20 protein-coding genes are annotated in these 26569 nt (G+C 70.0%); 6 read left to right on the forward strand and 14 right to left on the reverse strand.

All coding sequences use genetic code 11. The features are described from left to right. The coding region (locus AOK03_RS05800) for a TerD family protein (protein WP_167355579.1) at nt 1–411 on the forward strand (411 nt) is incomplete at its 5' end. A 188-nt stretch (nt 412–599) separates the two neighbouring features. Here the strand turns inward: AOK03_RS05800 and AOK03_RS05805 are convergent. Both AOK03_RS05805 and nrdR read right to left on the reverse strand, forming a co-directional pair. Beyond that, nucleotides 600–3497: a vitamin B12-dependent ribonucleotide reductase gene (locus AOK03_RS05805; RefSeq protein WP_055564076.1), complete on the reverse strand. Its 2898-nt coding sequence runs from the start codon at nt 3495–3497 to the stop codon at nt 600–602. 137 nt (nt 3498–3634) lie between these two features. Next, entirely contained in the window at nt 3635–4180 is a 546-nt protein-coding gene (gene nrdR, locus AOK03_RS05810) for a transcriptional regulator NrdR (RefSeq protein WP_055564077.1), read from the reverse strand. A 495-nt stretch (nt 4181–4675) separates the two neighbouring features. On the opposite strand from nrdR, the gene lexA reads away from it, so the two are divergent. After that, nucleotides 4676–5461, forward strand: coding sequence for a transcriptional repressor LexA (lexA, locus tag AOK03_RS05815; RefSeq protein ID WP_030778599.1), 786 nt, complete (start codon nt 4676–4678; stop codon nt 5459–5461). Between the two features lie 91 nt (nt 5462–5552). On the opposite strand, the gene AOK03_RS05820 is transcribed toward lexA, so the two are convergent. From AOK03_RS05820 to AOK03_RS05840, 5 genes are all read right to left on the reverse strand, one after another. Next, entirely contained in the window at nt 5553–7523 is a 1971-nt protein-coding gene (locus tag AOK03_RS05820; protein ID WP_055564078.1) for an ATP-dependent DNA helicase, read from the reverse strand. Nucleotides 7524–7563: 40 nt separating this feature from the next. Beyond that, nucleotides 7564–9471: an IucA/IucC family protein gene (locus AOK03_RS05825; protein ID WP_055564079.1), complete on the reverse strand. Its 1908-nt coding sequence runs from the start codon at nt 9469–9471 to the stop codon at nt 7564–7566. A gap of 58 nt (nt 9472–9529) precedes the next feature. Continuing rightward, complete coding sequence (locus AOK03_RS05830) at nt 9530–10246, reverse strand: GNAT family N-acetyltransferase (RefSeq protein WP_055564080.1); 717 nt, start codon at nt 10244–10246, stop codon at nt 9530–9532. Nucleotides 10247–10282: 36 nt separating this feature from the next. After that, entirely contained in the window at nt 10283–12292 is a 2010-nt protein-coding gene (locus AOK03_RS05835; RefSeq protein WP_425264354.1) for an IucA/IucC family protein, read from the reverse strand. A 98-nt stretch (nt 12293–12390) separates the two neighbouring features. Beyond that, nucleotides 12391–13830: a diaminobutyrate--2-oxoglutarate transaminase family protein gene (locus tag AOK03_RS05840; RefSeq protein WP_425264355.1), complete on the reverse strand. Its 1440-nt coding sequence runs from the start codon at nt 13828–13830 to the stop codon at nt 12391–12393. Between the two features lie 377 nt (nt 13831–14207). Here AOK03_RS05840 and AOK03_RS05845 point away from each other — a divergent pair, with 377 nt between their 5' ends. Then, nucleotides 14208–15437, forward strand: coding sequence for a trypsin-like serine peptidase (locus AOK03_RS05845; protein WP_055564081.1), 1230 nt, complete (start codon nt 14208–14210; stop codon nt 15435–15437). Nucleotides 15438–15619: 182 nt separating this feature from the next. Then, complete coding sequence (locus AOK03_RS05850) at nt 15620–16831, forward strand: trypsin-like serine peptidase (protein ID WP_055564082.1); 1212 nt, start codon at nt 15620–15622, stop codon at nt 16829–16831. 104 nt (nt 16832–16935) lie between these two features. On the opposite strand, the gene hflX is transcribed toward AOK03_RS05850, so the two are convergent. The 6 genes from hflX to miaA form a co-directional block, all read right to left on the reverse strand. Beyond that, nucleotides 16936–18426, reverse strand: a complete 1491-nt coding sequence (gene hflX, locus AOK03_RS05855) for a GTPase HflX (RefSeq protein WP_055564083.1) — start codon at nt 18424–18426, stop codon at nt 16936–16938. 194 nt (nt 18427–18620) lie between these two features. Continuing rightward, nucleotides 18621–20105, reverse strand: a complete 1485-nt coding sequence (locus tag AOK03_RS05860) for a M1 family metallopeptidase (RefSeq protein WP_055564084.1) — start codon at nt 20103–20105, stop codon at nt 18621–18623. Nucleotides 20106–20239: 134 nt separating this feature from the next. Then, a complete protein-coding gene (locus AOK03_RS05865; protein ID WP_055564085.1) occupies nt 20240–22387 on the reverse strand; it encodes a RelA/SpoT family protein in 2148 nt (715 codons plus the stop codon). Nucleotides 22388–22529: 142 nt separating this feature from the next. Further along, on the reverse strand, nt 22530–23408 hold the full coding sequence (dapF, locus tag AOK03_RS05870) for a diaminopimelate epimerase (RefSeq protein WP_055564086.1): 879 nt from the start codon (nt 23406–23408) through the stop codon (nt 22530–22532). 47 nt (nt 23409–23455) lie between these two features. Further along, a complete protein-coding gene (locus tag AOK03_RS05875) occupies nt 23456–23917 on the reverse strand; it encodes a hypothetical protein (RefSeq protein ID WP_055564087.1) in 462 nt (153 codons plus the stop codon). A gap of 107 nt (nt 23918–24024) precedes the next feature. Next, entirely contained in the window at nt 24025–24963 is a 939-nt protein-coding gene (gene miaA, locus AOK03_RS05880) for a tRNA (adenosine(37)-N6)-dimethylallyltransferase MiaA (RefSeq protein ID WP_055564088.1), read from the reverse strand. 182 nt (nt 24964–25145) lie between these two features. Between miaA and AOK03_RS05885 the strand changes: the two genes are divergently transcribed. Beyond that, complete coding sequence (locus tag AOK03_RS05885; RefSeq protein WP_055564089.1) at nt 25146–25436, forward strand: hypothetical protein; 291 nt, start codon at nt 25146–25148, stop codon at nt 25434–25436. Nucleotides 25437–25461: 25 nt separating this feature from the next. Continuing rightward, nucleotides 25462–25740, forward strand: a complete 279-nt coding sequence (locus AOK03_RS05890; protein WP_055564090.1) for an antitoxin — start codon at nt 25462–25464, stop codon at nt 25738–25740. Between the two features lie 114 nt (nt 25741–25854). On the opposite strand, the gene AOK03_RS05895 is transcribed toward AOK03_RS05890, so the two are convergent. After that, a complete protein-coding gene (locus tag AOK03_RS05895; RefSeq protein ID WP_055564091.1) occupies nt 25855–26568 on the reverse strand; it encodes a class III extradiol dioxygenase subunit B-like domain-containing protein in 714 nt (237 codons plus the stop codon). Nucleotide 26569: the final 1 nt, after the last annotated feature.

Raw genomic sequence — 26569 nt, forward strand, 5'->3', positions numbered from 1 at the left:
GCGCCGTACGGCGCCCCTGTGTACCTCGTGCACTTCGACAGTCGCTCCCCCGACGGCACGATCACCCTCAACCGCGACAGCAGGACGGGGCAGGGATTCGGTTTCGACGAGGTCATGACGCTGGAGCTGGACCGGCTCGCTGCCACGTTCACCCGGGTCGTAGTGGGAGTGGCCATACAGCAGGAGACGGGACAGAAGGTGTTCGGTGACATTTCGAACGCCGCGTTCCGGATCCGCGAAGGCCACAAGAACCTGGCGGAGAGCGACCTGGCAGGGGTCTCCGGCTCCACGGCCGCGACCATCGGCCATTTCACCCGGGACGAGTCCGGAGCGTGGTCGTTCCGCAATGACATCCGGGGCTTCGACGCCGATCCGACGACGTTCGCCTCACTGATGGGCAGCGAGCACTGATCCCTCGGGCCGACACGAACCCAGGCTGACACAGACCGCGAAACGGACGGCTGGGCCCCCGACACACAAGAGAGCCCACGAAGCACAAGAGAGGGTGCCGACCCTTGGTCGGCACCCTCTCTCACGTGGAGCTCAGCGTCTCCGGCAGCAGTCGCTCAACGCAGCCTCGGACGCGCTCCCGCTCGCTGTCAGCTGCAGCCGCTGGTCGAGCCGCAGCCCTCGCAGATGTAGCAGGAACCGGCGCGCTGCATCTTCGTGCCGCAGGAGAAGCACAGCGGTGCGTCGGCCTGGATGCCCAGCTGCATCTCCACGAGCTCGGCGCTGGTGTGCGCCTGCTGCGGAGCCTCCTTGGCCACCTCGGCCTCCGCCTTCGGCGTGGAGACCGCCTTCAGGGACTCGGGCTGCCGCGGAGCGGACTGCGCCAGACCCTCGACGTCCACCTCGTCCTCGGCGGGCTCGTACGACCCGGTCTCCAGGTGGCGCTGACGCTCCTCGGCCGAGTGGATGCCGAGCGCGGAGCGCGTCTCGAAGGGCAGGAAGTCCAGCGCCAGGCGGCGGAAGATGTAGTCGACGATCGACTGCGCCATCCGCACGTCCGGGTCGTCCGTCATACCGGCCGGCTCGAAGCGCATGTTCGTGAACTTGGAAACGTACGTCTCCAGGGGCACGCCGTACTGCAGACCGACGGAGACGGCGATGGAGAAGGCGTCCATCATGCCCGCGAGGGTCGAGCCCTGCTTGGACATCTTGAGGAAGACCTCGCCCAGACCGTCGTCCGGGTAGGAGTTGGCGGTCATGTAGCCCTCGGCGCCACCCACCGTGAAGGACGTGGTGATGCCGGGACGGCCCTTCGGGAGGCGCTTGCGGACCGGACGGTACTCGACCACCTTCTCGACCGCGGCACGGATCGTGTCCTCGGTCTTCTCGGTGATCTCGGCCTTCTCCTCCTCCTTCTTCTTGGCGGAGAGGGGCTGGCCGACCTTGCAGTTGTCGCGGTAGATGGCGAGCGCCTTGACGCCCATCTTCCAGGCCTCGTAGTAGACCTCTTCGACGTCCTCGACGGTGGCGGTCTCCGGGAGGTTGACCGTCTTGGAGAGGGCACCCGAGATCCACGGCTGGATCGCGGCCATCATGCGGACGTGGCCCATAGCGGAGATGGAACGCTCGCCCATGGCGCAGTCGAAGACTTCGTAGTGCTCGGTCTTCAGACCCGGGGCGTCGATCACATTGCCGTTCTCGGCGATGTGGGCGACGATCGCCTCGATCTGCTCCTCCTGGTAGCCCAGGCGGCGCAGGGCCTGCGGCACGGTGCCGTTGACGATCTGCATCGAGCCGCCGCCGACGAGCTTCTTGAACTTCACCAGGGCGAGGTCGGGCTCCAGGCCCGTGGTGTCGCAGGACATCGCGAGACCGATGGTGCCGGTCGGGGCGATGACGGACGCCTGGGAGTTACGGAAACCGTTCTTCTCGCCGAGGCGGATCACGTCCTGCCAGGCCTCCGTGGCGGCGGCCCAGATCGGCGAGTCCAGGTCGTCCATGCGGACGGCCGAGGCGTTGGCGTCGGCGTGCTGCTTCATGACGCGCTTGTGCGGCGTGGCGTTGCGGGCGTAGCCGTCGTAGGGACCGACGACCGCGGCGAGCTCGGCGGAACGCTTGTACGACGTACCCGTCATCAGCGACGTGATGGCACCGGCGAGGGCGCGGCCGCCGTCGGAGTCGTACGCGTGGCCGGTGGCCATGAGCAGGGCGCCGAGGTTGGCGTAGCCGATGCCCAGCTGGCGGTAGGCGCGGGTGTTCTCGCCGATCTTCTGCGTCGGGAAGTCCGCGAAGCAGATGGAGATGTCCATCGCGGTGATGACCAGCTCGACGACCTTGGAGAAGCGCTCCGAGTCGAAGGACTGGTTGCCCTTGCCGTCGTCCTTGAGGAACTTCATCAGGTTCAGCGAGGCGAGGTTGCAGGACGTGTTGTCCAGGTGCATGTACTCACTGCACGGGTTCGAGCCGTTGATCCGGCCGGACTCCGGGCAGGTGTGCCAGGCGTTGATCGTGTCGTCGTACTGGATGCCCGGGTCGGCGCAGGCCCAGGCGGCCTCGGCCATCTTGCGGAAGAGCGACTTGGCGTCGACCTCCTCGATGACGTCGCCCGTCATGCGGGAGGTGAGGCCGAACTTGCCGCCCTCCTCGACCGCCTTCATGAACGTGTCGTTCACGCGGACCGAGTTGTTGGCGTTCTGGTACTGGACGGACGTGATGTCGTCGCCGCCCAGGTCCATGTCGAAGCCCGCGTCGCGCAGGGCGCGGATCTTCTCCTCTTCCTTCACCTTGGTCTCGATGAAGCCCTCGATGTCGGGGTGGTCGACGTCGAGGATGACCATCTTGGCCGCGCGACGCGTGGCGCCACCGGACTTGATGGTTCCGGCGGAGGCGTCGGCACCGCGCATGAAGGAGACGGGACCCGAGGCGTTGCCTCCGGAGGACAGCAGTTCCTTGGAGGAACGGATGCGGGACAGGTTCAGGCCGGCGCCGGAGCCGCCCTTGAAGATCATGCCCTCTTCCTTGTACCAGTCGAGGATCGACTCCATGGAGTCGTCGACGGCCAGGATGAAGCAGGCGGACACCTGCTGCGGCTGGGGCGTTCCGACGTTGAACCAGACCGGGGAGTTGAAGCTGAAGATCTGGTGCAGGAGGGCGTAGGCCAGCTCGTGCTCGAAGATCTCCGCGTCGGCGGGCGAGGCGAAGTAGCTGTAGTCCTCGCCGGCCTTGCGGTACGTCTTCACGATGCGGTCGATCAGCTGCTTGAGGCCGGTCTCGCGCTGCGGGGTGCCGACGGCCCCGCGGAAGTACTTGCTGGTGACGATGTTGACCGCGTTCACCGACCAGAAGTCGGGGAACTCGACGCCACGCTGCTCGAAGTTGACCGAGCCGTCGCGCCAGTTGGTCATGACGACGTCACGGCGCTCCCAGACCACCTCGTCGTACGGATGCACGCCGGGCGTCGTGTGGATGCGCTCGATACGCAGACCCTTGTTGGCCTTGGAACCCTTGGCGCGGGAACCTCGTGCCGGGCCGCTCGTCGTCTCGGTCATGCCGCCTCCCTATATCAGGCTAAAACGCCCTGAAGTGCCACGTTGTTCCCATGGCACGGATGTGTGTCTGGTGTCGAGGGCACCCCGGAGGGCACCTTCAACAGGTCTGGTTCGCCGCCGGCCCGTCGGTCAGCCGGTCAGTCGGCGGCAGTGGCGGGCACCGGGACTTCGACAGTCCCTCCGGGCCCGCAGTCATTCACGACGCGCTCTCCGTCCGCGTCGCTCGGCCCGGCGTCGAGCCGCTGTTCCCTCAGCTCCCCGATGGCAGCCTCGAAGTCCTCAAGTGAGTCGAAGGCCCGGTACACGGACGCGAAGCGCAGGTAGGCGACGAGGTCGAGCTCCTGCAGCGGGCCGAGTATGGCAAGGCCCACGTCGTGCGTGGTGAGCTCGGCGCTTCCGGTGGCCCGCACCGCTTCTTCGACCCGCTGGCCGAGCAGAGCGAGGGCGTCCTCGGTCACCGGTCGCCCCTGGCACGCCTTGCGGACGCCATTGATGACCTTGGTGCGACTGAAGGGCTCCGTCACCCCGCTGCGCTTCACCACCATCAGCGAGCACGTCTCCACCGTCGTGAAACGACGGGAGCAGTCGGGGCACTGACGGCGCCGCCGGATCGACGTGCCGTCGTCAGTGGTGCGACTGTCGACCACGCGGCTGTCGGGGTGCCTGCAGAAGGGGCAGTGCATGGAACTCCCAACCCTCCTTCACGGCACGACTCATAAGCCTCAACGAGCCCTCGGGGCCCTCGAAGCAGCCCCAAGCATAGGCGATCCCGGAGGCCCTGAAAGACCAGGGACCACAACTTCTGGGCTGCTGCCGCAATCCAACCACTAGATCTGGGGTTTGGCCGCTTTTTCGACACCGCGCGTGTCGTGCCGTGTCGAGCGACCCCGGACGCGCACGACGGCCACTCGCGCCGCTCTGGGCGGGGGCCGGTGCCGGGTTGACGGGGTGCCGGGTGGCAATATGGGAGCCCCACCGAGGGGCTCACTGCCCCGGCGGTGAAGCGTACCGTAATGAACCGAATTGCCGTTCGGCCCGAGCGCTAGCCATACACCCAAACACATGATCACGGTAGGTAATCTCCGTTTTTTCACTCGAACGTGTGTTTGGCGCAACCTTTCGAAAGCAACTACCGTTGGCTAGCTAGGGAGAGAACATCTCGAGAGGGGCCGACCGACGTGACCACCACCGCAGACAGCGCCACCATCACTGCCCAGGACCGCTCCCAGAGCCGACTCGAGCCGGTGCATGCCATGAATGACGCAGCCACGAACCAGGAGGGGCCCAAGCCCACTCGCTCCCTGCCGGGCCGACCTCCAGGCATCCGCGCCGACAGCTCGGGGCTCACCGACAGGCAACGCCGCGTGATCGAGGTCATCAGGGACTCCGTGCAGCGGCGCGGCTACCCGCCGTCCATGCGGGAGATCGGTCAGGCAGTCGGGCTTTCCAGCACCTCCTCCGTCGCCCACCAGCTGATGGCTCTGGAGCGCAAGGGCTTCCTGCGCCGCGACCCGCACCGCCCGCGGGCGTACGAGGTGCGGGGCTCGGACCAGCCCAGCAGCCAGCCCACCGACACCACCGGCAAGCCGGCCGCGTCGTACGTCCCGCTCGTGGGCCGCATCGCCGCCGGTGGGCCGATCCTCGCCGAGGAATCGGTGGAGGACGTCTTCCCGCTCCCCCGCCAGCTGGTGGGTGACGGCGAGCTCTTCGTACTGAAGGTCGTCGGTGACTCGATGATCGAGGCCGCGATCTGTGACGGCGACTGGGTGACGGTGCGCCGCCAGCCCGTCGCGGAGAACGGCGACATCGTGGCCGCCATGCTCGACGGCGAGGCGACCGTCAAGCGGTTCAAGCGCGAGGACGGTCACGTCTGGCTGCTCCCGCACAACTCCGCGTACCAGCCGATCCCCGGCGACGAGGCGACGATCCTCGGCAAGGTCGTGGCGGTGCTGCGGCGGGTGTGACTCCGCCCCTGACCGGGCCCCGGAACCAACTGCGCCGGTTCCGGGGCCCTGCTGCGTCCGGGGCACCCCGAGCTTCCCCAGGGGCCGGGGGCTAGGCCTCGTCCGCCTTCGCAGCCGCGTCGATCGCGGCCAGCGAGCGGCGTGCCTGATTACGGTCCGTCGTGTACCAGAAGTCGGGAAGCGAAGCCCGCAGGTAGCTGCCGTAGCGCGCGGTGGCCAGGCGGGGGTCCAGGACGGCCACCACTCCGCGATCCCCTGAGGCCCGTACGAGACGTCCCGCGCCCTGCGCCATCAGCAGGGCCGCGTGGGTCGCCGCGACCGCCATGAAGCCGTTTCCCCCGGCTTCGTCGACCGCCTTCTGGCGGGCGCTCATCAGCGGGTCGTCGGGACGCGGGAACGGGATCTTGTCCATGATCACCAGCTGGCAGCTGGGGCCCGGCACGTCGACGCCCTGCCAGAGCGACAGCGTCCCGAAGAGACAGGTCTTCGAGTCAGCCGCGAAGCCCTTGATCAGCTCGCCCAGCGTCTCCTCGCCCTGCAGCAGAATCGGCATGTCCAGACGCCCGCGCAGCTCCTCCGCCGCGCCCTGAGCGGCACGCATCGAGGAGAACAGGCCGAGCGTGCGTCCACCGGCCGCCTCGATCAGCTCGGCCAGCTCATCGAGCATGTCGCTGCGGGTCCCCTCGCGTCCCGGCCGGGCCAGGTGCTTGGCGACGTACAGGATGCCCTGCTTGCCGTAGTCGAACGGGGAGCCGACGTCGAGGCCCTTCCAGACCGGCGCGTCATCGGATTCGGTGCCCTCCGGGGCCAGGCCGAGCGAGGCGCCCACTCCGTTGAAGTCACCGCCGAGCTTGAGCGTGGCGGAGGTGAGCACCACCGAACGGTCGGCGAAGAGCTTCTCCCTGAGGAGGCCCGACACGGACATGGGGGCCACCCGAAGGGAGGCTCCGTAGCGATCGTGGCGCTCGTACCAGACCACGTCGTACTCGGAGCCGTTCGTGATGCGCTCCGACACGTCGTGGATGGACTCCACGGAGGCGAGGGCCTGCTTGCGGACCGCGTCCTCGTCCTGGACCGACTTGTCCCGGGTCGAGCCGAGCGCGCTGATGACCGTGCGGGCGGCGTCGCGCAGGGCCATCAGCGCATAGCCGAGGTCCTCGGGAATCTCCTCCAGACGGCCGGGCAGGGCCAGCTCCATCAACCGCTCGAAGCCCTCCGAGGCGGTCTGGAGCTGATCCGCGGCCTTCTCGTTGACCAGCTTGGCGGCACGGCGCACGGCACGGTTGACCTGCCCCGGAGTGAGCTCCCCCGTGGCCACGCCGGTGACGCGGGAGACCAGCTCGTGGGCCTCGTCCACGATCAGCACCTCGTGCTGCGGCAGGACGGGGGCGCCTTCGATGGCGTCGATCGCGAGCAGTGCGTGGTTCGTGACCACGACCTCGGAGAGCTTGGCGCGCTCGCGGGCCGCCTCGGCGAAGCACTCCGCCCCATAGGCGCACTTCGAAGCTCCCAGGCACTCCCTGGAGGAGACGGACACCTGGGCCCAGGCCCGGTCGGACACTCCGGGAGTCAGATCGTCGCGGTCGCCGGTCTCGGTCTCGTCCGCCCAGTCCCGCATCCGCAGGAGGTCCTGGCCCAGCTTGCTGGTGGGAGCGGCCGCCTCGAACTGATCGAAGAGGCCCTCCTCCTCGTCCTGCGGCATGCCTTCGTGGAGGCGGTGCAGGCACAGATAGTTCGAGCGGCCCTTCAGCATCGCGTACTGGGGCCGACGGCGCAGCAGGGGGTGCAGCGCGTCCACCGTGCGCGGCAGATCGCGCTCCACGAGCTGCCGCTGCAGGGCGAGGGTGGCCGTCGCGATCACCACACGCTCTCCGTGGGCGAGGGCCGGCACCAGATAGCCGAGGGATTTACCCGTGCCGGTGCCGGCCTGGACCAGCAGGTGGGAGCCGTCGTCGATCGCCTCGGCGACGGTCTCGGCCATGGACACCTGGCCAGGGCGTTCCGTACCACCGACAGCGGTGACGGCGGCGTGCAGGAGCTCGGGGAGCGAGGGCTTCGTCATAGCGCGACCACCCTACGGTGCCCCACTGACAATCCGCCGATCAAGGCTGATGGAGGGGGTTGGCCACGGTCCCGTGCACGGCGGCGTGCGGACGCTGGGAACGATCACGGTACCCGTCGAGGTGGAGTCGGTTCCGGTTCAGGCAGAGCCGCTCGATACGGGGGGTGAGCAGGTCGAACATCTCGTACCGTTCCTTCAGCTCCGGAACGCGCGCCTGGTGCCGCAGGATCTCGGAGCGCACGAAGGACCAGAAGTCGCTCTCCGGGACGCCCAGTTGCTCCTCACAGATCGGCGCGAGATACCGGAAGACCCCCACGAAGAGACCCGAGTGGATGAACTGGGTGAGGAATCCGGGGGGCTCGGTGAGCAGTACGTCGCGGACGTCGCCCGGCATCGAGTCCTGCTCGGGCAACGGCACCGCGCTCACGTTGACGTCGTCCACGAAGTCCTTCACCGCGAGCCGGACGGGCACGTCGTTGTCGTCGAAGACGACGATGGTGTTCTCCCCATGGGGGGAGAACACCGTTCCGTAGCGGTACAGGAAGTGCAGCAGGGGCGGCAGCAGTGCGGCGAAGAGCCGCCGCAGCCAGACCGCGGGAGCCAGCCCCGAACGCTCCACGAGCTCGGCGACGAACGCACGCCCGTCGAGGTCGGTGTGCGTGAGCGAGGCGAGGGTGCGGGCGCGTTCCCCGGGCGCCAGATACCGGGTGATGGGCTCGCGCCAGATGGCGCCGAGCAACTCTCGGTACTGGTACGGGACTTCCGGCAACCCGTCGTACACGGGATGTTCGACAGCCACTGAGGCCACCTCGCCGAGCAGGATGACCCCGCACTCGTCGCGCAGGAAGGGGTCCGCGTCCCGGAGCGCGTGCATCCACGCCGTGACGGCGGGCGCGGCGACGGTGCGGCCGGTCGGCAGCCCCCGCCACACGAGGGTGTTGAGGACCGACAACGGAAGCTTCACGGTGTGCCGGTCGGGACGGGAGGTGTTGAGGAACGTACGGATGGACTGCTGGGGCAGGCGCAGATCGCCGTCGCTGCAGAGCGGGACGATGGCATCGGTGGCGACGGACGGCGCGAAGAGCGGCAGCACGACCTCGTCCCACTGCCAGGGGTGCACCGGGAGGTAGAGGTACTCCTCCGGGTCCAGCCCGCGTGCGCGGAGTAAATCGGCGAAGGCTTCCCGGGTGTCGGTGGAGAGCTCGCGGGCGTAGAGCTGCTGTGCGGTGTCCAGTCCCGTGACGCCCCGGTACACGGCAAGGCCGGTGTGTACGGCGATCCAGGGAAGCGTCGTGGAGCGGCGGGCCTCAGGCGCCCATCGGTCGGTGTCACCCGCGGAGAAGCCGATGCGCCCCTTGTTCAGGACGAGCCAGGGGTGGCCTGTCTGGTGCCCTTCGAGTTCCGCGTAGTCGAGGTCGGCGAGCCGGGCTGTGCTGAGCGCCGTGTGGTCGATCCGGGTGTCGGCGCTGAGTGTGACGGTGAGCTCGCGAATGAGGTGCCCGAGGGTGGCCCCGTCCAGGCCCAGGGTCCTGCGGGCCAGTACGAGGAATCGCAGGGGGTCGCTCAGGGGCTGGGCCGGTCCGTCGCCCTCGGTGAGGGTGAGGCCGACCGGATCCACGTACCAACTGCCGTACGAGCCGCGACGCGCGCGGAAGGTGAGGCCGGCGCCCTGTCGGCCCGCCGCGCCAGTGAACCCGTCGCGCTCCCCGGTCGCCCCTATGGCCTCGGCCGTCTCTCCCTGTTCGGCCGGATCGAGGAGGAGCCGGTAGGTACCCACGCCCCCTTCGCCCACCGGCACGGGCCGAATGATCTCCTCGTACGCGAACTCTCCGATCATCTTGGCCAGCAGGCGCCGTCCCGCCGCTCGCCATCTGTCCCGGGTCAGCTCGGGCGGGTCGTACAGCTCGGCGGTGGGGCGGGGAATCGGGCTGGCGGACGGATTCGGCACGGGGACTCCTCAGTGAGGGAACCGGATCGGGTCGAGCGGTGTACCAGAAGTGATCGGGTCAGAGCACGGCGCGCAGGGCCCGGTCACGGACCATCAGCGCCGCGCGTTTGTCCGGCAGATCCACCTCGGCGGAGAAGCGGAAACCGGCGCTCAGGAAGGCGGAGACGGACGGGGTGTTGCGCAGGTCGGGTTCGGCCACGACACGTGCGCATGCAGGGCGGTGGTCGAGCACCAGGTCGGCCACGGCTTTGAGCAACGAAGTGCCGAGGCCGCGGCCACGGTTGGCGACGCCGCCGATGAGGAGGTGGATTCCGGTGTCGTGCGGGCGCGAGGGGTAGTACCTGGCGAGTGGATCCAGGTCCGCCCGGTAGATCTCCCAGTAGCTCATCGGCATGCCATCCAGCACGCCCAGACAGGGAACGCTGCGTCCGTCCCCGTCGAGCTGTGTCCGCAGGTGCGCCTCCGTCACGGCGTCGGGCCCGGACAGTTCCCAGAAGGCGGCCACGGCGGGGTCGTTCATCCAGCGGCTGATCACCGGGAGGTCACGTTCGAGACGTACGGGAACGAGCTGGAAGACACCGGCGCCGGTCGTGGTGGGTCCCCAGGCTCCGACGCCGTCCAGGAGGTCGTCCCGCACCGTGCCGACCGGCCGCTCGCCCTCGGCCAGCAGGGCGGCGAGGTCGTCGGGCAGCCGCAGGTCGAGGGTGTCGGTGCAGTCGGCGCCGGCAGCGGTGGATCCGGTCCCGGCATCGGTGCTCGCGTCGGTGGGAGGCACGGCGTCGCTCCTGTCAGGAGAGGTGGGGCATGTTCCTCAGGAATGAAGGGGATTGGGGATGGTCACGTAGACGGACTGGGTGTCGACCGGGCCGACGAGCTCGTCGAGGCCGTGCAACCGGGTCAGCAGGTTGGCCTTGCACCGCAGCACGGGTGAGTCGAGCAAGGTCGCGGGCAGCGACGTACGCAGCCTGGCGGGGCCCGTGGCGACATCGCCGAGGAAGCGGCGGAAGGCGGCGAGCAGCAGCCGTTCGTCCGCGAGCCGTTCGGCGCCAAGGGCTCCGATGAGGCCGAGGACGTTGTTGATGCCGAGGTAGTAGGCGAACCGCTCGTCCGTCACCTCGTCGGAGACGAACGTGTCGCTGTCCCGGCCGATGCCGGGAAGCCGTCGCTCCAGTTCGGCGCGCCGGGACTCGCGGAAGTAGTAGCCCTGGTTGTCGCGGTAGCGGCCGCCCAAGGGCCAGCCGTCGGGGTCGAGCAGGATCAGGGTGTTCTGCTGGTGCGCCTCCAGGGCGACACCCGCCTCGCTGTCCAGCCACAGCACGGGGCGCACGACGGTTTCCAGGTAGCGCAGGAACCACTCGGTGGCAACTGCTCCCCTGGAGCGGCCCGTTCGCCCGGCGAGCCGGGTGACAGTTTCACCGAGCCGGGAGCGCATGGCGTGGCGGTCCTGGCAGGCGGGCAGCGCCGAAGGCCGGGGCGAGACCAGCCCGGCGATGCAGGTGGCGTCGTCGCCGGACCGAAAGGGGTTGTGCCGGATCATGACGTCGAGTCCGGGGACGGGCTTGCCGTCGGACCCCGTGACGGCGAGCCATGCCGGGTCGCGGACCACGTCGAAGCAGGGGTGGACCGACTGCCACTCCTCGGCGAGGCCGCTGCGCAACAGGCGGTGGACCTCGACGCCGCGGTGCAGCTCCTTGCGGAGGTTCTCACGGCGGGAGTTGGTGATGCGCAGGCCGAGCGACAGCTTGAGCATGGCGGCAGCGCCGGGGCGGTAGAGCGTACGTACGGAGGAGGTGGGTCGCCAAGGGGTGCCGTGAGCGCCGAGGTCCCGGAGGAGTCCGGCGTCGAAGAGCTCGGCGGTCGCGGGCCGGTGCCGGAGCTCGCGGATCTGCCAGGGGTGCACGGGAAGGGCGACGTGGTCGCCCGGGAGCGGCAACTCCGATCCGACGAGTCGGGTGCTGAGCTGGTCGGCGGGAACGGTCCGGCCGCGCTCGGTCCACGCCGAGTCGGAGGCGAGCACGGAGCGGTCGACGGCCAGCCAGTGCAGCGCGAAGGCGCCGCGCAACTCAGGAGAGTAGAGCCGGGATTCGGTGTCGGACAGGCCCTCGCGGCTCTTGGGGGTCGGGTGGAGGGGGTGCCCGAGGAGCAGGGACTGCTCGGCGGCGAGGAAGAGGTCTGGCTCATCGGCGGGCCGGTCGCGGCGGTCGGCGATGAAGGCGGCCGTGCGCCGGACCGAGTCGGCGACGCGACCGACCAGATCGGCACCGTCCTGAGCGGCCTCTACTTCTGTCTCTGTCTCCGCCGCTGTCTCTACCTCTGTCCCTGCTTCTGTCCCTGCCTCCGCCTCTGGCTCCGCCGCCTCTGCCTCGCCCGTCGGCAGTTCCGCCGTGCTGCGTGCCGTCTCGCGGCCGAGGAGTGCGGCGACGGTGACCGCGTCGACGGGCGGGGCGCTCGCGGGGCCGTCCTCCAGGTAGGGGAGGCTGAAGCGGTGCCAGCCGGTGGCCGACCAGTAGTGCACGGGAACGAGCAGGGCCGTTCCGCTGGCCTCCAGGGGGACCCGCAGGACGCCTCGGTCCGGAGCGGGGAGGTTGTTCTCCCTGACCCAGCAGCGGAGGAGGTTCTCGACGGCCGCGGCCTGGGCGGCGATATGCGGGTCGGGGTGTTCCAGCAGGTCGGTCGATGCCCCGCGCAGGCGCTCGACCTCTTGGCCGCCACCCTTCTGCCGGGGGACCGTACCGGACTCCGCCACCAGTGAGGTGTGCGCGCCGCACGCGCCTGGGGCGTCGGGTTGGGGGCGACCTTCGGATGCGGGGGTGGCGTTCAAGAGTGCTTCCTTGTGAGGTTGTTCGGGGCTCCGTGTAGTGACAGGACCGGTGCGAGCACGGCGGTTCATGTCCGGCAGAACGGCCCGGCCCGTCTTGGCTATCTGTGGTGGGCACGCGCCGCGGTGGTCAGCGCGTCGGCGAGGCGGTCGAGGACCGCGGCCGCCTGTTCATCGGTGAGGGTGAGGGGAGGCAGGAGTCGTACGACGCTGGAGTGGCGGCCGCCGAGTTCGACGATGAGGCCGCGGTGCAGACACTCCCGCTGCACGGCCGCGGCCAGTTCGGGGGCCGGGGGACGAGGTCGTGCGGTGACGGGGAGCTCCGGCGACGACGAGCCGCCCGGCTCGGACGTCGGGTCCACCAGCTCCACGCCGATCATCAGTCCTCGGCCGCGGACCTCACCGATGCAGGGGTGGTCCGCGGCCAGGGAGCGGAGTTGGGCGAGCATGTGGGCGCCGAGGGTGGCGGCTCGTTCGGCGAGGCCGTTCTCACGGACGTACGCGAGGGTGGCCGCGCCCGCGGCCATGGCGAGCTGGTTTCCGCGGAAGGTTCCCGCGTGGGCGCCGGGCGGCCACACGTCGAGGTCGTCGCGGTAGACCACCACGGCCAGGGGGAGGCTGCCGCCGATCGCCTTGGAGAGCACCATCACGTCGGGAACGATGCCGCTGTGCTCGACGGCCCAGAAGGCGCCGGTACGGCCGACGCCCGTCTGCACCTCGTCCGCGATGAGCGGGATGCCGCGCGCGGCGGTGATCTCGCGCATCCGGCGGAGCCAGTCGTCGGGCGCGGGATAGACGCCGCCCTCGCCCTGGACCGGTTCGAGGATCATGCCTGCTGGGGTCGGGACGCCCGACTTGGTGTCGTCGAGGAGGTTCTCGGTCCATCGGGCGGACAGTTCGGCGCCGCGCGCGCCGCCGAGGCCGAAGGGGCAGCGGTAGTCCTGGGGGTAGGGCAGGCGCGCGACCCGATTGCTCGATGCGCCGCCGGATGCTTCGAGCGCCCCGGCGGTCATGCCGTGATACGCGCCGGTGAAGGCGAGCATTCCGTCGCGCCCGGTGGCCGCGCGGACCAGTTTCAGCGCCGCCTCCACCGCGTCCGTCCCTGCGGGACCGCAGAACTGGATCCGTGCGCGGTCGGCCAGGCCGCGCGGCAGTGTGCGGAACAGCTCCGTGGTGAAGGCGTCCTTGACCGGTGTGGCCAGATCCAGCACGTGCAGCGGCGCCCCGGAGTCGAGGACCTTCCTGATCGCTTCGAGCACCACCGGGTGGTTGTGGCCGAGGGCGAGGGTTCCGGCGCCCGAGAGACAGTCGAGGTATCGGCGGCCGTCGGCGCCCTCGATCGTCAGACCGCGCGCCCGGACCGGCACGATCGGCAGGGCGCGCGCGTAGGTGCGGGCGGCCGATTCGCGTGCCGACTGGCGTCGCAGGATTCCCTCGTGGGCTGTGGCGTGCGATTCGGGCTGCGTTGCAGGATGCGTAGCGGGCGGCGTTACGGAAATCCCTGCGGACACCGGCGCGGGCGCAGGCTCGGTCACGGCCACGACTGGTGGTCCTCCCCTGTGACGAGCGCGCCCGTCCGATGCGGCTCCGGAGAGCCCCATAGGGGCGAACGCGCAGGCGAGTTGGCAGGGGGAATGAACGCAGGCCGCGACTCCCCCGTACGTACCAACGACGAGGGGCCCGGCAGAACACGGGTAATCCGAAGATCCTTGCCGTGACGGAACCGTTGCCCTTCCGTGGGCCGTCCCCAACGGCACCGGCATAGTGTGGGGGCCGTTCATCAGCCACGGATGGTGCCGATCCCCCGAGCAAACCCGAGCAAACCCAGCGAAGGGGTGCCGCACCGGTGGCAACGGGTGTCCAACACCCGGATGTCCAGCACTTTGGAACAATTTCGAGGCCCAGGGGGAATCTCACGATGCGACCCATACGTCCGCTCTTCACTGTTCGCAATGGGAGGAGCATGCGCGGCAGAACCTCCCCTGTGGCGGCTGTTGCGCTCGGCGCGGCGCTCGTTCTGACCGCCACGGCCTGCGGTCCCAGCGACGACAACGCCGGCGGTGACTCGTCCTCGTCCCAGCCCGGCGGCAGCAACGGTGACGACAAGATCCAGATCCCGGACGCCTGGAAGGACAAGCTCAAGGAAAACGGGATCGATCTGGACGAATGGAAGAACGGCGCCTGGAAGAACTGGAACAAGGACGACTGGCTGCGCGAGGCCGGCGACTTCGTCAACCCGATCATCGAGGACCTCTGGGACCCGGACCGGATGCGGGACGCCGACAAGAACCCCGACCGTGGTGTCGACGACAACGACATCTCCGGTGACCAGGGCGTGACCGACCCGACGCCCAAGCCCGTGGAGGCGGCCGCCGTGAAGGCGCCGTACCACGACCAGGTCGCCGAGTCGGGCAAGCTCTTCTTCGACAGCCCCGAGGGTTCGATGGTCTGCTCCGCGACCGTCGTCAAGGACCCGGCCCACCCCGGCAAGTCCAACATGGTGTGGACCGCGGGCCACTGCGTGCACGCGGGCGCCAAGGGCGGCTGGTACCGCAACATGGTCTTCGTGCCCTCGTACAACAACAGCGGCAAGTCGGCCGAGGAGCTGCAGAACGCTCCCAAGGAAGAGGTCGCTCCGTACGGCGTCTGGTGGGGCGACTGGGCGCAGACCTCGGACCAGTGGATCGAGCAGGGCGGTCCGACCGGCGGTGCGGGCGCGCCGTACGACTTCGCGGTCATCCACGTGAAGCCGGAGAAGGGCAGCGAGGGCAAGTCGCTCGAGGAGACGGTCGGTTCCGCGCTCCCGGTGGACTTCAACGCCCCGGCCGTGCCGCAGATCGACACCATGACGGCGACCGGATACCCGGCGGCACCGCCGTTCGACGGCCAGAAGCTGTTCCAGTGCGCCGACAAGCCCGGCCGCCTCTCGCTGACCAAGCCCGACCCGACGATGTACCGCGTCGGCTGCACCATGACCGGCGGTTCGTCCGGTGGCGGCTGGGTCGCCAAGGGCCAGGACGGCAAGCCCGCTCTGGTGTCGAACACCTCCATCGGTCCGGTGACGGCGGGATGGCTGGCCGGTCCGCGCCTCGGCAAGGAGGCCAAGGGCATCTACAGCGCGGTGAGCAAGAAGTTCGCCGACAAGTAGTCCGGCAGCAAGGCACTTTCATACGGTGGCGGGGGCGCCGGAAACCTTCACGCCCCCGCCGCCGTTCGTCCCCAACCTCACAGGCATAGTGGGGTGTTGCATCGACGTCGGAGACGAATTGCCGCGTCGACTCACATGACACGCACATGGCAAATACACGTTCCATCGGGGGTAACAGCACCATGCGTTCCACTCGTGCGCCGTTCGCGCGCAGCCGCGGACGGCGGGTGGCGCTCGCCGCCACCGGGCTCGCCGCGACCCTGGCACTCACCGCCACGGCCTGTGGGCCGAGCGACGACAAGGCGAGCGACAAGCCGGACACCGGCACGTCCCAGGGAGCCGACGGCTCCGACTCGGGTTCCGACGTCAAGCTTCCCGACGGCCTCGCCGACAAGCTCAAGGACAAGGGCATCGACCTGGACGACTGGAAGAACGGCGCCTGGAAGAACTGGGCCAAGGACGACTGGGTCCGGGAGGCCAAGGACTTCGCCAACCCGGTCATCGAAGGGCTCTGGAAGCCCGAGCGGATGCAGAAGGCGAAGGACCCGAACAAGACGATCGCCGCGAAGGACGCGTCCGCCGGTCAGGGCGGAACCGACCCGGAGCCGACGCCGGTCCAGGCCAAGCGGGAGCGGACTCCGTACCACAAGAACGCCGCCCCGGTCGGCAAGATCTTCTTCGACTCCCCCGAGGGGTCGATGGTCTGCTCCGGCACCGTGGTGAAGGACCCGCGCAACCCCGGCAAGTCCAACCTCGTGTGGACCGCGGGCCACTGCGTGCACGCCGGCCAGAAGGGCGGCTGGTACCGCAACATCGCCTTCGTGCCCTCCTACAACGACCTGGGCAAGTCCGAGGCCGACCTGCGCAACGCCGCTCCGCAGGAGATCGCCCCCTACGGCCAGTACTGGGCCGACTGGGTCTCGACCTCCAACGAGTGGATCAATGAGGGCGGTCCGACGGGCGGCGCGGGTGCGACGTACGACTACGCCGTCATGCACGTGAAGCCGGAGCAGGGCGGCAAGTCCCTCGAGGAGACCGTCGGCAACGCGCTCGACGTCGACTTCTCGACCCCGGCCGCGCAGAGCGTGGGCTCGATGGGCGCCTGGGGCTACCCGGCCGCTCCCCCGTACAACGGCCTGCTCATGCACAAGTGCGTCGCCAAGCCGGGCCGACTCTCGATGTCGCCGTCCCTGCCGACCATGTACCGCATCGGCTGCACCATGACCGGCGGTTCGTCCGGCGGCGGCTGGTTCCGCGTGTCGGGCGGCAAGACGAAGCTCGTGTCGAACACCTCGATCGGCCCGGCCGAGAACACCTGGCTGGCGGGCCCGCAGCTAGGCCGGGGCGCCGAGCAGGTCTACGACATGATGAGCAAGAAGTACGGCGCGCAGTAGTCGCACGTCGCATCCGAGACGGCGAAGGCCCGCCCCCTGCGAGAGGGGGCGGGCCTTCGCCTTGTGCGCTGACGCGTGGTGGCTTACGTCTGGTGCGCCGAGGTTCAGTGCGCCGCTAGTACGTACGGAGCGAGCTCCGCGGCGAGTTCCTCGTGCACCTGCGCCTTGAGCAGCGTGCCGTCGGCGGTGTGCTCCTCGGAGAGCACCTCGCCCTCGGCGTGCGCCCGCGAGACGAGCTGCCCGTGCGTGTACGGAACGAGGGCCTCGATCTCGACCTCGGGCCGCGGCAGCTCGGTGTCGATGAGCCCGAGCAGCTCCCCGATGCCGGCGCCGGTCCGCGCGGAGACCGCGATAGCGTGCTTCTCGTTGCGCAGCAGGCGCTGGAGGACCAGCGGGTCCGCCGCGTCCGCCTTGTTGATCACCACGATCTCGGGCACGTCGGTCGCGCCCACGTCACGGATGACCTCGCGCACGGCGGCGAGCTGCTCCTCCGGCACGGGGTGCGAACCGTCCACCACGTGCAGGATCAGGTCGGAGTCGCCGACCTCTTCCATCGTGGAGCGGAAGGCCTCGACGAGGTGGTGCGGCAGATGCCGGACGAACCCGACGGTGTCCGCGAGGGTGTAGACCCTGCCGCTCGGCGTCTCCGCCCTGCGGACGGTGGGGTCGAGGGTGGCGAACAGTGCGTTCTCCACCAGCACGCCCGCGCCCGTGAGGCGGTTGAGCAGCGAGGACTTGCCCGCGTTCGTATATCCGGCGATCGCGACCGAAGGCACCTTGTTGCGCCTGCGCTCCTGCCGCTTGATGTCGCGGCCCGTCTTCATCTCCGCGATCTCCCGGCGCATCTTCGCCATCTTCTCGCGGATCCGTCGCCGGTCCGTCTCGATCTTGGTCTCACCGGGACCACGCGTGGCCATGCCGCCACCGCCGCCGCCACCCATCTGACGGGAGAGCGACTGACCCCAGCCGCGGAGCCTCGGCAGCATGTACTGCATCTGCGCGAGGGCGACCTGCGCCTTGCCCTCTCGGGACTTGGCGTGCTGCGCGAAGATGTCGAGGATCAGGGCGGTCCTGTCGACCACCTTGACCTTGACGACGTCTTCGAGGTGGATCAGCTGGCCGGGGCTCAGCTCACCGTCGCAGACGACGGTGTCGGCTCCGGTCTCGAGCACGATGTCACGCAGCTCCAAGGCCTTGCCGGAGCCGATGTACGTCGCCGGGTCGGGCTTGTCGCGGCGCTGGACGACGCCGTCGAGCACGAGCGCGCCCGCCGTCTCGGCGAGGGCGGCCAGCTCGGCGAGGGAGTTCTCCGCATCCTGGACCGTGCCCGAAGTCCACACGCCGACGAGCACCACGCGCTCCAGGCGGAGCTGTCGGTACTCGACTTCGGTGACGTCCTCGAGCTCGGTGGAGAGGCCCGCGACACGGCGCAGGGCCGCGCGCTCGGAACGGTCGAGCTGCTCGCCGTCCCGCGCTCCGTCGATCTCGTGGCTCCAGGCGACGTCCTCTTCCATCAGGGCATCGGCCCGAAGACCTTCGGGGTAGTTCTGCGCGAAGCTCTGTGCGTCCTGGGAAGGGGAAGAAGAGGAGGTCATTGGGTCCTTACGTCGATACGCCGATGGGAAGGCGACGGATGCGGGATCCGTCACAGTCGACAACGCCCGGAGTGGTCCGGAGATTCCCGGCACCGGCCGATCGTGCCCTGAGATGTCCCCGAGGGGATGTCCCCGACGGGCCGCGTCGTCGACCTGAAGATGGTTGCACGACACGGCCCGTCTCGTCATCCGGGTTATTTCCCGGAATTCCAGTCCGGATGCCCCGGCATCGGCGGCGTCTTCTTTCCGTACAGCCAGCCGTCGAAGAATCCGTTGAGGTCACGTCCGGCGATCTCGGAGGCGAGCCGCACGAAGTCGGCGGTCTCGGCGTTGCCGTCGTGGTGGGTACGGACCCAGTCCCGCTCCAGGCGCTCGAAGGCCCGGTGTCCGATCTCCTGGCGCAGGGCGTAGAGCACCAGGGCGCTTCCGTCGTAGACGACGGGGCGGAAGATGCTGATCTTCTTCCCGGGCGCGGGCGCCTTCGGCCAGGCTGGCGGGCCGCCGGCCGCGCGCCAGCCGTCCGACTGGCGGTAGGCCGCCCGCATCCGCTCGGTCATGGGCTTCTTCGCCTTCTCCTCGGCATACAGCGCCTCGTACCAGGTGGCGTGCCCCTCGTTGAGCCAGAGGTCCGACCAGGACCGCGGGCTGACGCTGTCGCCGAACCACTGGTGCGCGAGCTCGTGCACCATGATCGATTCGACGTACCACTCGGGGTACTCGGGGCGGGTGAAGAGCTCTCTCTCGAAGAGAGAGAGCGTCTGGGTCTCCAGTTCATAGCCGGTCTTCGCCCCGGCGATCAGGACCCCGTAGACCTCGAAGGGGTAGCGGCCGACCTTCTTCTCCAGCCAGTCGATCTGGCCGGGGGTCTTCTTCAGCCAGGGCTCCACGGCCTTGCGGTCCTTGGTGGGCACCACGTCGCGAACGGGCAGGCCGTGCGGGCCCTGGCGGCGCAGCACGGTGGAGCGGCCGATCGACACCTGGGCCAGCTCGGTGGCCATGGGGTGGTGGTGCCGGTACGCCCACGTGGTCGCGCCGCCGTGCCGGGTCGTACCGGCGGGAAGGCCGTTGGCGACGGCGGTGTACCCCTTGGGCGCGGTGATCCGGAACCTGAACTCTGCCTTGTCCGCCGGGTGGTCGTTGCACGGAAAGACCAGGTGGGCGGCGTCTGCCTGGTTGGCCATGGCGAGTCCGTCGTCGGTGCGCACCCACCCGCCCTGAGTGCCCTTCGCGTACTCGGGGTCGCTGGTGTGCCGGACGGTGAGCTCCATCCGGTCGCCCTGCTCGACGGGCGCGGGCGGCGTGACGACCAGGTCCTCGCCGCTCTTCTCGAAGCGGGCCTGCCTGCCGTTCATCTCGACGGAGCGCACGGTGCCGTGCGCGAAGTCCAGGTTCACGCGATCCAGGGCGGCCGTCGCCTCGGCCTCGATCTTGGTGACGGCGTCCAGCGGCTTGCGGTTGTCACCGCGGTAGGTGAAGGCGATGTCGTACGACGCCACGTCGTACCCGGGGTTGCCCAGGTGCGGGAAGAGGCGGTCGCCGATGCCGAGCGGAGTGGCCGGCGAGGGCGCGCTCGCCGCGACGAGGGCGGCGGACACGGTCGCCGCGATCAGTGCGGCGGCGACGCGAGGGGTGCGGAGGGCCTTCGGCCCGGAGGCCGTGGTCCGAGGGGTGAGCAGCATGAACTACCGCTATCAGCGCGCGTCTTCCGCGTCGTGACGGCGCGCGCCGGGCCACTCGAACGAGTCGCCGCCGGGCTGCCGAGCGTGCCCTCTTCAGGGGGTGGCGGCCGCTCTTGAGTGAGCAGCCACGCTCTTCAGGGGGTGGCGGCCGCGGGATGCTGTGCGCGGCTCACGTCGTACACCCCGGGGACCGCGCGCATCGCCCGCATCAGCCCCGGGAGGGTGGCGGCGTCCGGGAGTTGGAGCGTGTACGTGTGGCGTACGCGCTGCTGGGTCGGCGGCTCCACCGTCGCCGAGATGATCGCCACTCCTTCGAGGGCGATCGCTTCGGTGAGATCGGCGAGCAGATGCGCCCGGCCGAACGATTCGGCGATCAGGGTGACCCGGCACTCGGCGGTGTCTCCCCAGTGCACGCCGATCTCCGGGCGCCCCACTTCTTTCATGCGCTCCACCGCGGGGCAGCCGACCCGGTGGACGGTCACGACACCGCCGCGGACGGCGAAGGCGGTGACGTCGTCGGGCGGCACGGGCGTACAACAACCGGCGAGGCGCACGCTCGCGCCCTCGCGGTCCACGACGGCGTTCGCCGCGGCGGGCCGCACGGCGCCGGACTCCTCCGCCTTGGGCGTGACCGCGGGCGTCTGCTGCGGCGGCCGCTCCTCGGACGGCGTCGGCGCGGCCGCCGCGGGGGCGGGATGCGTGGTGAGCCAGCGCCGGATGGCGATCCGTGCGGCAGGCGTGCGCGCATGGTCCAGCCACTCGCGCGAAGGCCCGGACGTGAGGTCCTGACCCATGAGGAGCTGGACCGTGTCGCCGTCCCGCAGGACCGTGCTGAGCGTCGCCAGACGGCCGTTGACGCGCGCGCCGATGCAGTCGTGCGCGTCCTCGCCGTACTGGGCGTACGCGGCGTCCACGCAGCTGGCTCCGGCGGGCAGGCCGAGCGTGCCGCCGTCGGGCCGGAAGACGGCGATCTCGCGGTCCTGGGCCAGGTCCTCCCGCAGCGTCGACCAGAACGTATCCGGATCGGGGGCGGCCTGCTGCCAGTCGAGGAGCCGGGAGAGCCAGCCGGGCCTGGTCGGGTCCACCCGCTCGTCGTCGACGCCGTCGGACGGCTCCTCCGAAGGAGGAGCGTAGGGATTGTGCAGGGCGACGACGCCCGCCTCCGCGACCTGGTGCATCTGGTGCGTACGGATGAGGACTTCGGCGACCTCGCCGTCGGAGCGGGTCACGGCCGTGTGCAGCGATTGGTAGAGGTTGAACTTCGGTACGGCGATGAAGTCCTTGAACTCCGATACGACCGGCGTGAAGCAGGTGTGCAGCTCGCCCAGGACTCCGTAGCAGTCGGCGTCCTCGTTGACGAGCACGAGGAGGCGGCCGAAGTCGGACGCGCGCAGGTCGCCGCGCTTGCGGTGCACGCGGTGGACGGAGACGGAGTGCCGTGGCCTGATGAGCACTTCGGCGGTGATGCCCGCGTCGCGCAGCACGCCGCGCACCTCGCCCGCGATGTCCCCGAGAGGGTCCCCCGCGCTCTCGGCATTGGCGGCGATCATGGCTTTGACCTGGGCGCACTCCTCCGGGTGGAGGATCGCGAAGACGAGGTCCTCCAGCTCGGTCTTGAGCGCCTGCACACCGAGGCGCTCGGCGAGCGGAATGAGGACGTCCCGGGTGACCTTGGCGATGCGGGCCTGTTTCTCGGGACGCATGACGCCGAGCGTGCGCATGTTGTGCAGGCGGTCGGCGAGCTTGATCGACATGACGCGTACGTCATTGCCGGTGGCGACGAGCATCTTGCGGAAGGTCTCGGGCTCGGCCGCCGCTCCGTAGTCGACCTTTTCCAGCTTCGTGACGCCGTCGACCAGATAGCAGACGTCGTCGCCGAACTCGGTCCGCACCTGGTCGAGCGTGACGTCCGTGTCCTCGACGGTGTCGTGGAGCAGGGAGGCGGTCAAGGTCGTGATCTCCGCGCCCAGTTGGGCGAGGATCAGGGTGACCGCGAGCGGGTGCGTGATGTACGGCTCGCCGCTCTTGCGTGTCTGGCCGCGGTGCGAGGACTCCGCGAGGACGTACGCACGGCGCAGTGGCTCCAGGTCCGCGTCCGGGTAATGGCCCCTGTGGGCCTCCGCCACATGGCCGATCGCGTCCGGAAGACGGTCCCGGGTGCCGGATCCGAGCAGGGCGGCCCTGCCGAGCCTGCGCAGATCGAGACGCGCACGGCCGCGCTTGCGCTGGACCCCCGACGTCACGGGGCCGGGCGTGGCAGGGTTCGTGGCCTCCGCACTCATGAGCACCTCCGGCTGCTTCGACCGGCGGTGTGCGGACGGCGGCGTACTCCGTCCGGGCCGGTGCTTGATGCTACCGAGCCCATCACGTGGTGCTGACCGCCTCTCGCCGAGCGTGAAACGGATCACCCATTCGAGCGACAGTTCATGCGGATGCCGTTTCGAGCCATTCGGATGCGATCTCGCCCTCGGCGACGATCACTGCGCCACCTGTCATCTCGATCTCGCCGTCGGGCCGCTCGGTGATCACCAGGCGCCCGCCGGGCAGGTCGACGGTGTACGTGGCCGGGGCGCCGGTCACGGCCGGGTCCAGGCCGTCCTTGCGGGCCGCCGCCACGGCCACGGCGCACGCGCCGGTGCCGCAGGAGCGGGTCTCGCCCGCGCCGCGCTCGTGCACGCGCATGGCGACGTGCTGCGGGCCTCGGGGGACGACGAATTCGACGTTCACCCCGTCCGGGTAGGCGGAGGCGGGGCTGAAGGGCGGCGCCTCGTAGAGATTGCCCGCTTCGGAGAGGTCGTCGATGAAGGCGACCGCGTGCGGATTGCCCATGTTCACGTTCCGCGCGGGCCATCGGCGGTCGCCGACCGAGACGGTGACGTCCCCTTCGGGGAGCGTCGCCCTGCCCATGCCGACGGTGATCTCGCCACCGGACTCCGCCTTGGCGATGTGCACGGTCTTCACGCCACCGCGGGTGGCCACTGCCAGGTCGCCCTCGACGGCGTGCCCGGCGTGCTGCAGGTACCGGGCGAAGACCCGGACTCCGTTGCCGCACATCTCCGCGATGGAACCGTCGCCGTTGCGGTAGTCCATGAACCACTCGGCCCGGTCCGCGAGGTGGCGGGCCTCGGGGTGGGCCGCGGAACGTACGACATGGAGGAGGCCGTCGCCACCGATGCCCGCGCGGCGGTCGCACAGGGCGGCCACGGCGGCCGGGGACAGCTCGATGGCGTTGTCGGGGTCGGGGACGATCACGAAGTCGTTCTCGGTCCCGTGCCCCTTGAGGAAGGCGATCCGCGTGCTCATTCCTCGATCGTACGGGGTGGGCAGGACACCCGGCCGGGGCGGTGCGCTCAGCGGAGCCTGGCGACCCGCCACACGGCGAGGACCACGGCGCTCAGCAGCATCAGGGCGTACCCCGAGACGACTCGCCAGTCCGGGCGGCGGCCGGAGCCGCGCTCGGGCAGTCCCGGCCAGGTGTGTCCCACGCGGCGGGCGGCCATCATGCCCCACCCGGCGGCGCAGCAGCTGATCAGCAGCCCGAGCATGGCGACCACGGCGCCGCCGTCGCCGAACTCGAAGGCGAGCGGGAAGGCGAACATCAGGGAACCGACCGCGGCCAGGATCACGATGGGCGCGAGCTGCCAGATGCGCAGGCGCGGCTGCGGTCGCAGCTCGACCTCGACCTCGGCCTCCGGCGACATCTCGTCCATGCCGGGACCGTCGTCCGTCACTCCGCCCGACGTCTCGTCGGGACCGTCGGGACTCAGCTGCTCTCCGCCGTCATGCGCGGTGTCACGAGGGCCGGCCTCCATCGCCACGCGCCCTCCCACTTCGGACTTCACCGGTCGATCGATGGTCGATGATGGCACGGTGTCAGGTGCCGGGATGACCGCCGGAGCGTCCCGATGCAATCACGTGATCAGGCTGTGACCGGTCGTTCGATCAACGCCAGCGCGCGTGCCGGGAGTTCCCCGTGGTCGGCCAGGGCCCCACTGAGCCAGTGCACCCGCGGATCGCGGCGGAACCAGGAGTCCTGACGGCGCGCGAAGCGCTTGGTGGCGCGCACGGTTTCGGCGCGCGCCTCGTCCTCGGTGCACTCCCCCGCGAGCGCCGCGAGCACCTGCTGGTAGCCGAGCGCACGCGCCGCCGTACGCCCCTCGCGCAGCCCCTGCGCCTCCAGCGTGCGCACCTCGTCGACCAGGCCCTGCTCCCACATGCGGTCCACGCGCGTGGCGATGCGTTCGTCGAGTTCGGGGCGTGCCACGTCGACCCCGATCTGGATCGTGTCGTAGACGGATTCGTGGCCGGGGAGGTTGGCGGTGAAGGGCTTGCCGGTGATCTCGATGACCTCCAGGGCGCGGACGATCCGGCGGCCGTTGCTGGGCAGGATGGCCCGGGCCGCCCCGGGGTCGGCGGCGGCGAGGCGGGCGTGCAGGGCTCCGGAGCCCTGGAGCGTGAGCTCTTCCTCCAGGCGGGCCCGCACGGCGGGGTCGGTGCCGGGGAATTCCAGGTGGTCCACGGCCCCCCGGACGTAGAGCCCGGAGCCGCCGACGAGGATCGGCCAGCGCCCTTCGGCGAGGAGACGGTCGATCTCGGCACGGGCCAGCTTCTGGTACTCGGCGACGCTGGCCGCCTCCGTGACGTCCCAGATGTCGAGGAGATGGTGGGGCACGCCGCCGCGCTCCTCGGGCGTCAGCTTGGCGGTCCCGATGTCCATCCCTCGGTAGAGCTGCATCGAGTCGGCGTTGACGATTTCGCCGCCGAGGCGCTGGGCGAGAAAAACGCCCAGATCGGACTTTCCTGCCGCGGTCGGACCGACTACGGCGATGACCCGCGGGGCGGGGGCTGCGCTACTCACCGCCCCAGTCTCGCAAACGTCGGACCCCATCCCCGAACGAGCTACGTGACGGCACGGCTCTGAGGTCGTTGCCTGTTGCGAGGTTCCGGCCGCCGGTTTCGAGGACCGATGACCCGGGCGACGCAATGGGACGCACCGGGTGGGGCGGGATTTCGCCCACACGAGTAACGTATGGAGTAGATATGGGCGTTTTTGCACGTTTCCGCCGGAAGTCCAAGGACAGCGACGAGGCGTCGACAACCGACGCGGCAGCCGCCACGCTGACGGCCGAGCCGGAAGAGGCCGAGAGTGCCTCCGAGGCCGACACCGATGCGAAGCCTGCTGCCGAGGCCGACACCGACGCCGAGGCCGCTGCCGAGGACAAGCCCGCGGAGACCGCCGAAGCGGCTGAGGCGGAGGGCGTCGAGATTCCGAAGCAGCAGTCCGCGGAGGAGGCGGCCGACAACGAGGCCGGCGAGGGCGCCCGCAAGTAGCTCCCCAGCGAGGGAAGGTGGACCCATGGGCTTCCTGGACCAACTGAAAGCCAAGCTCGCCCCTGCCAAGGACAAGGTCTCGGACCTCGCGCAGCAGCACGGGGACAAGATCGACCAGGGCCTGGACAGGGCCGCGAAGGTGGTCGACGAGAAGACCAAGGGCAAGTACAGCGACAAGATCCAGGCGGGCACGGGCAAGGCGAAGGACGCCCTCGACCGCGTCGCCGGGACCGACGAGGGCGGCAAGGACGCGGGCGGCAGCGCCACCCCTCCGACGCCCCCGTCGCCACCTCCGGCTTCCTGAACCGCAGCGGCGGACGGCCGCGAGGCATCGCGCTTCGCGGCCGCCACCGTGTGTCCGGGCCAGGCGCCCGTGCCGTGCCCTGCGCGCGTGCCTGCAAGGCCCCCTGAAGCCCGGCTACGACCAGGCAGCCACCACGTACCCCACGCCGTACGGCGCGTCCTCGTAGAGCAGCTCGCCGCTCAGCGCGGCACCGTCCGCCGCCCCGGCGAGCACCTGCCACGGGGCACGGCCCGCTGCCTTCAGTTCGTACGCGAGCCCCGTGTCCAGTGCCTTCAGCGCCGCGACATCGGCCCCACCGAGAGCACGCCCGACCTCCGCGTCGAAACCGGCCGCCCGCTCGTCGAGGTACCCCGGCGCCTTCAGCGTGCGGCACGCACTGGCGTCGCCCATCACCAGCAGTGCCACGCGGTCGGCAAGGGCCCCGATCTCCTCTCCGACCTGAACGCATCGCTCGGCCTCGAGTGGTTCCCCCACACCGAGACCTTCCACCGGCGCGGTGGCCCACTGCGTGCGCGCCAGCAGCCAGCCCGCGACGGCGAGCGACGTCGGAAGCTCACGCCGAACGGCTTCGGCTCCTGCTGGTCCGAGACGGACGTCGACGTCCACCCCGAAGCCCCGGAACGACCCGCGCGCGCCCTGTGGATGCGGTCCGCGCCCGCTCTGCTCGGCGGGCCCGATCACGACGAGCCGGTCGGGCCGCGCGGCGGCGAGCACCCCGAGGGCGTCCGAACACGCCGCGCGCGCGGCGTCCAGTTCAGGTGCGGCACCCGCGGCGACCTCGGGAACGAGCAGCGGCGGGGAGGGGCAGACGGCTGCGGCGACAAGCATG

Source organism: Streptomyces atriruber (assembly GCF_001418325.1).
Lineage (GTDB): Bacteria > Actinomycetota > Actinomycetes > Streptomycetales > Streptomycetaceae > Streptomyces > Streptomyces atriruber.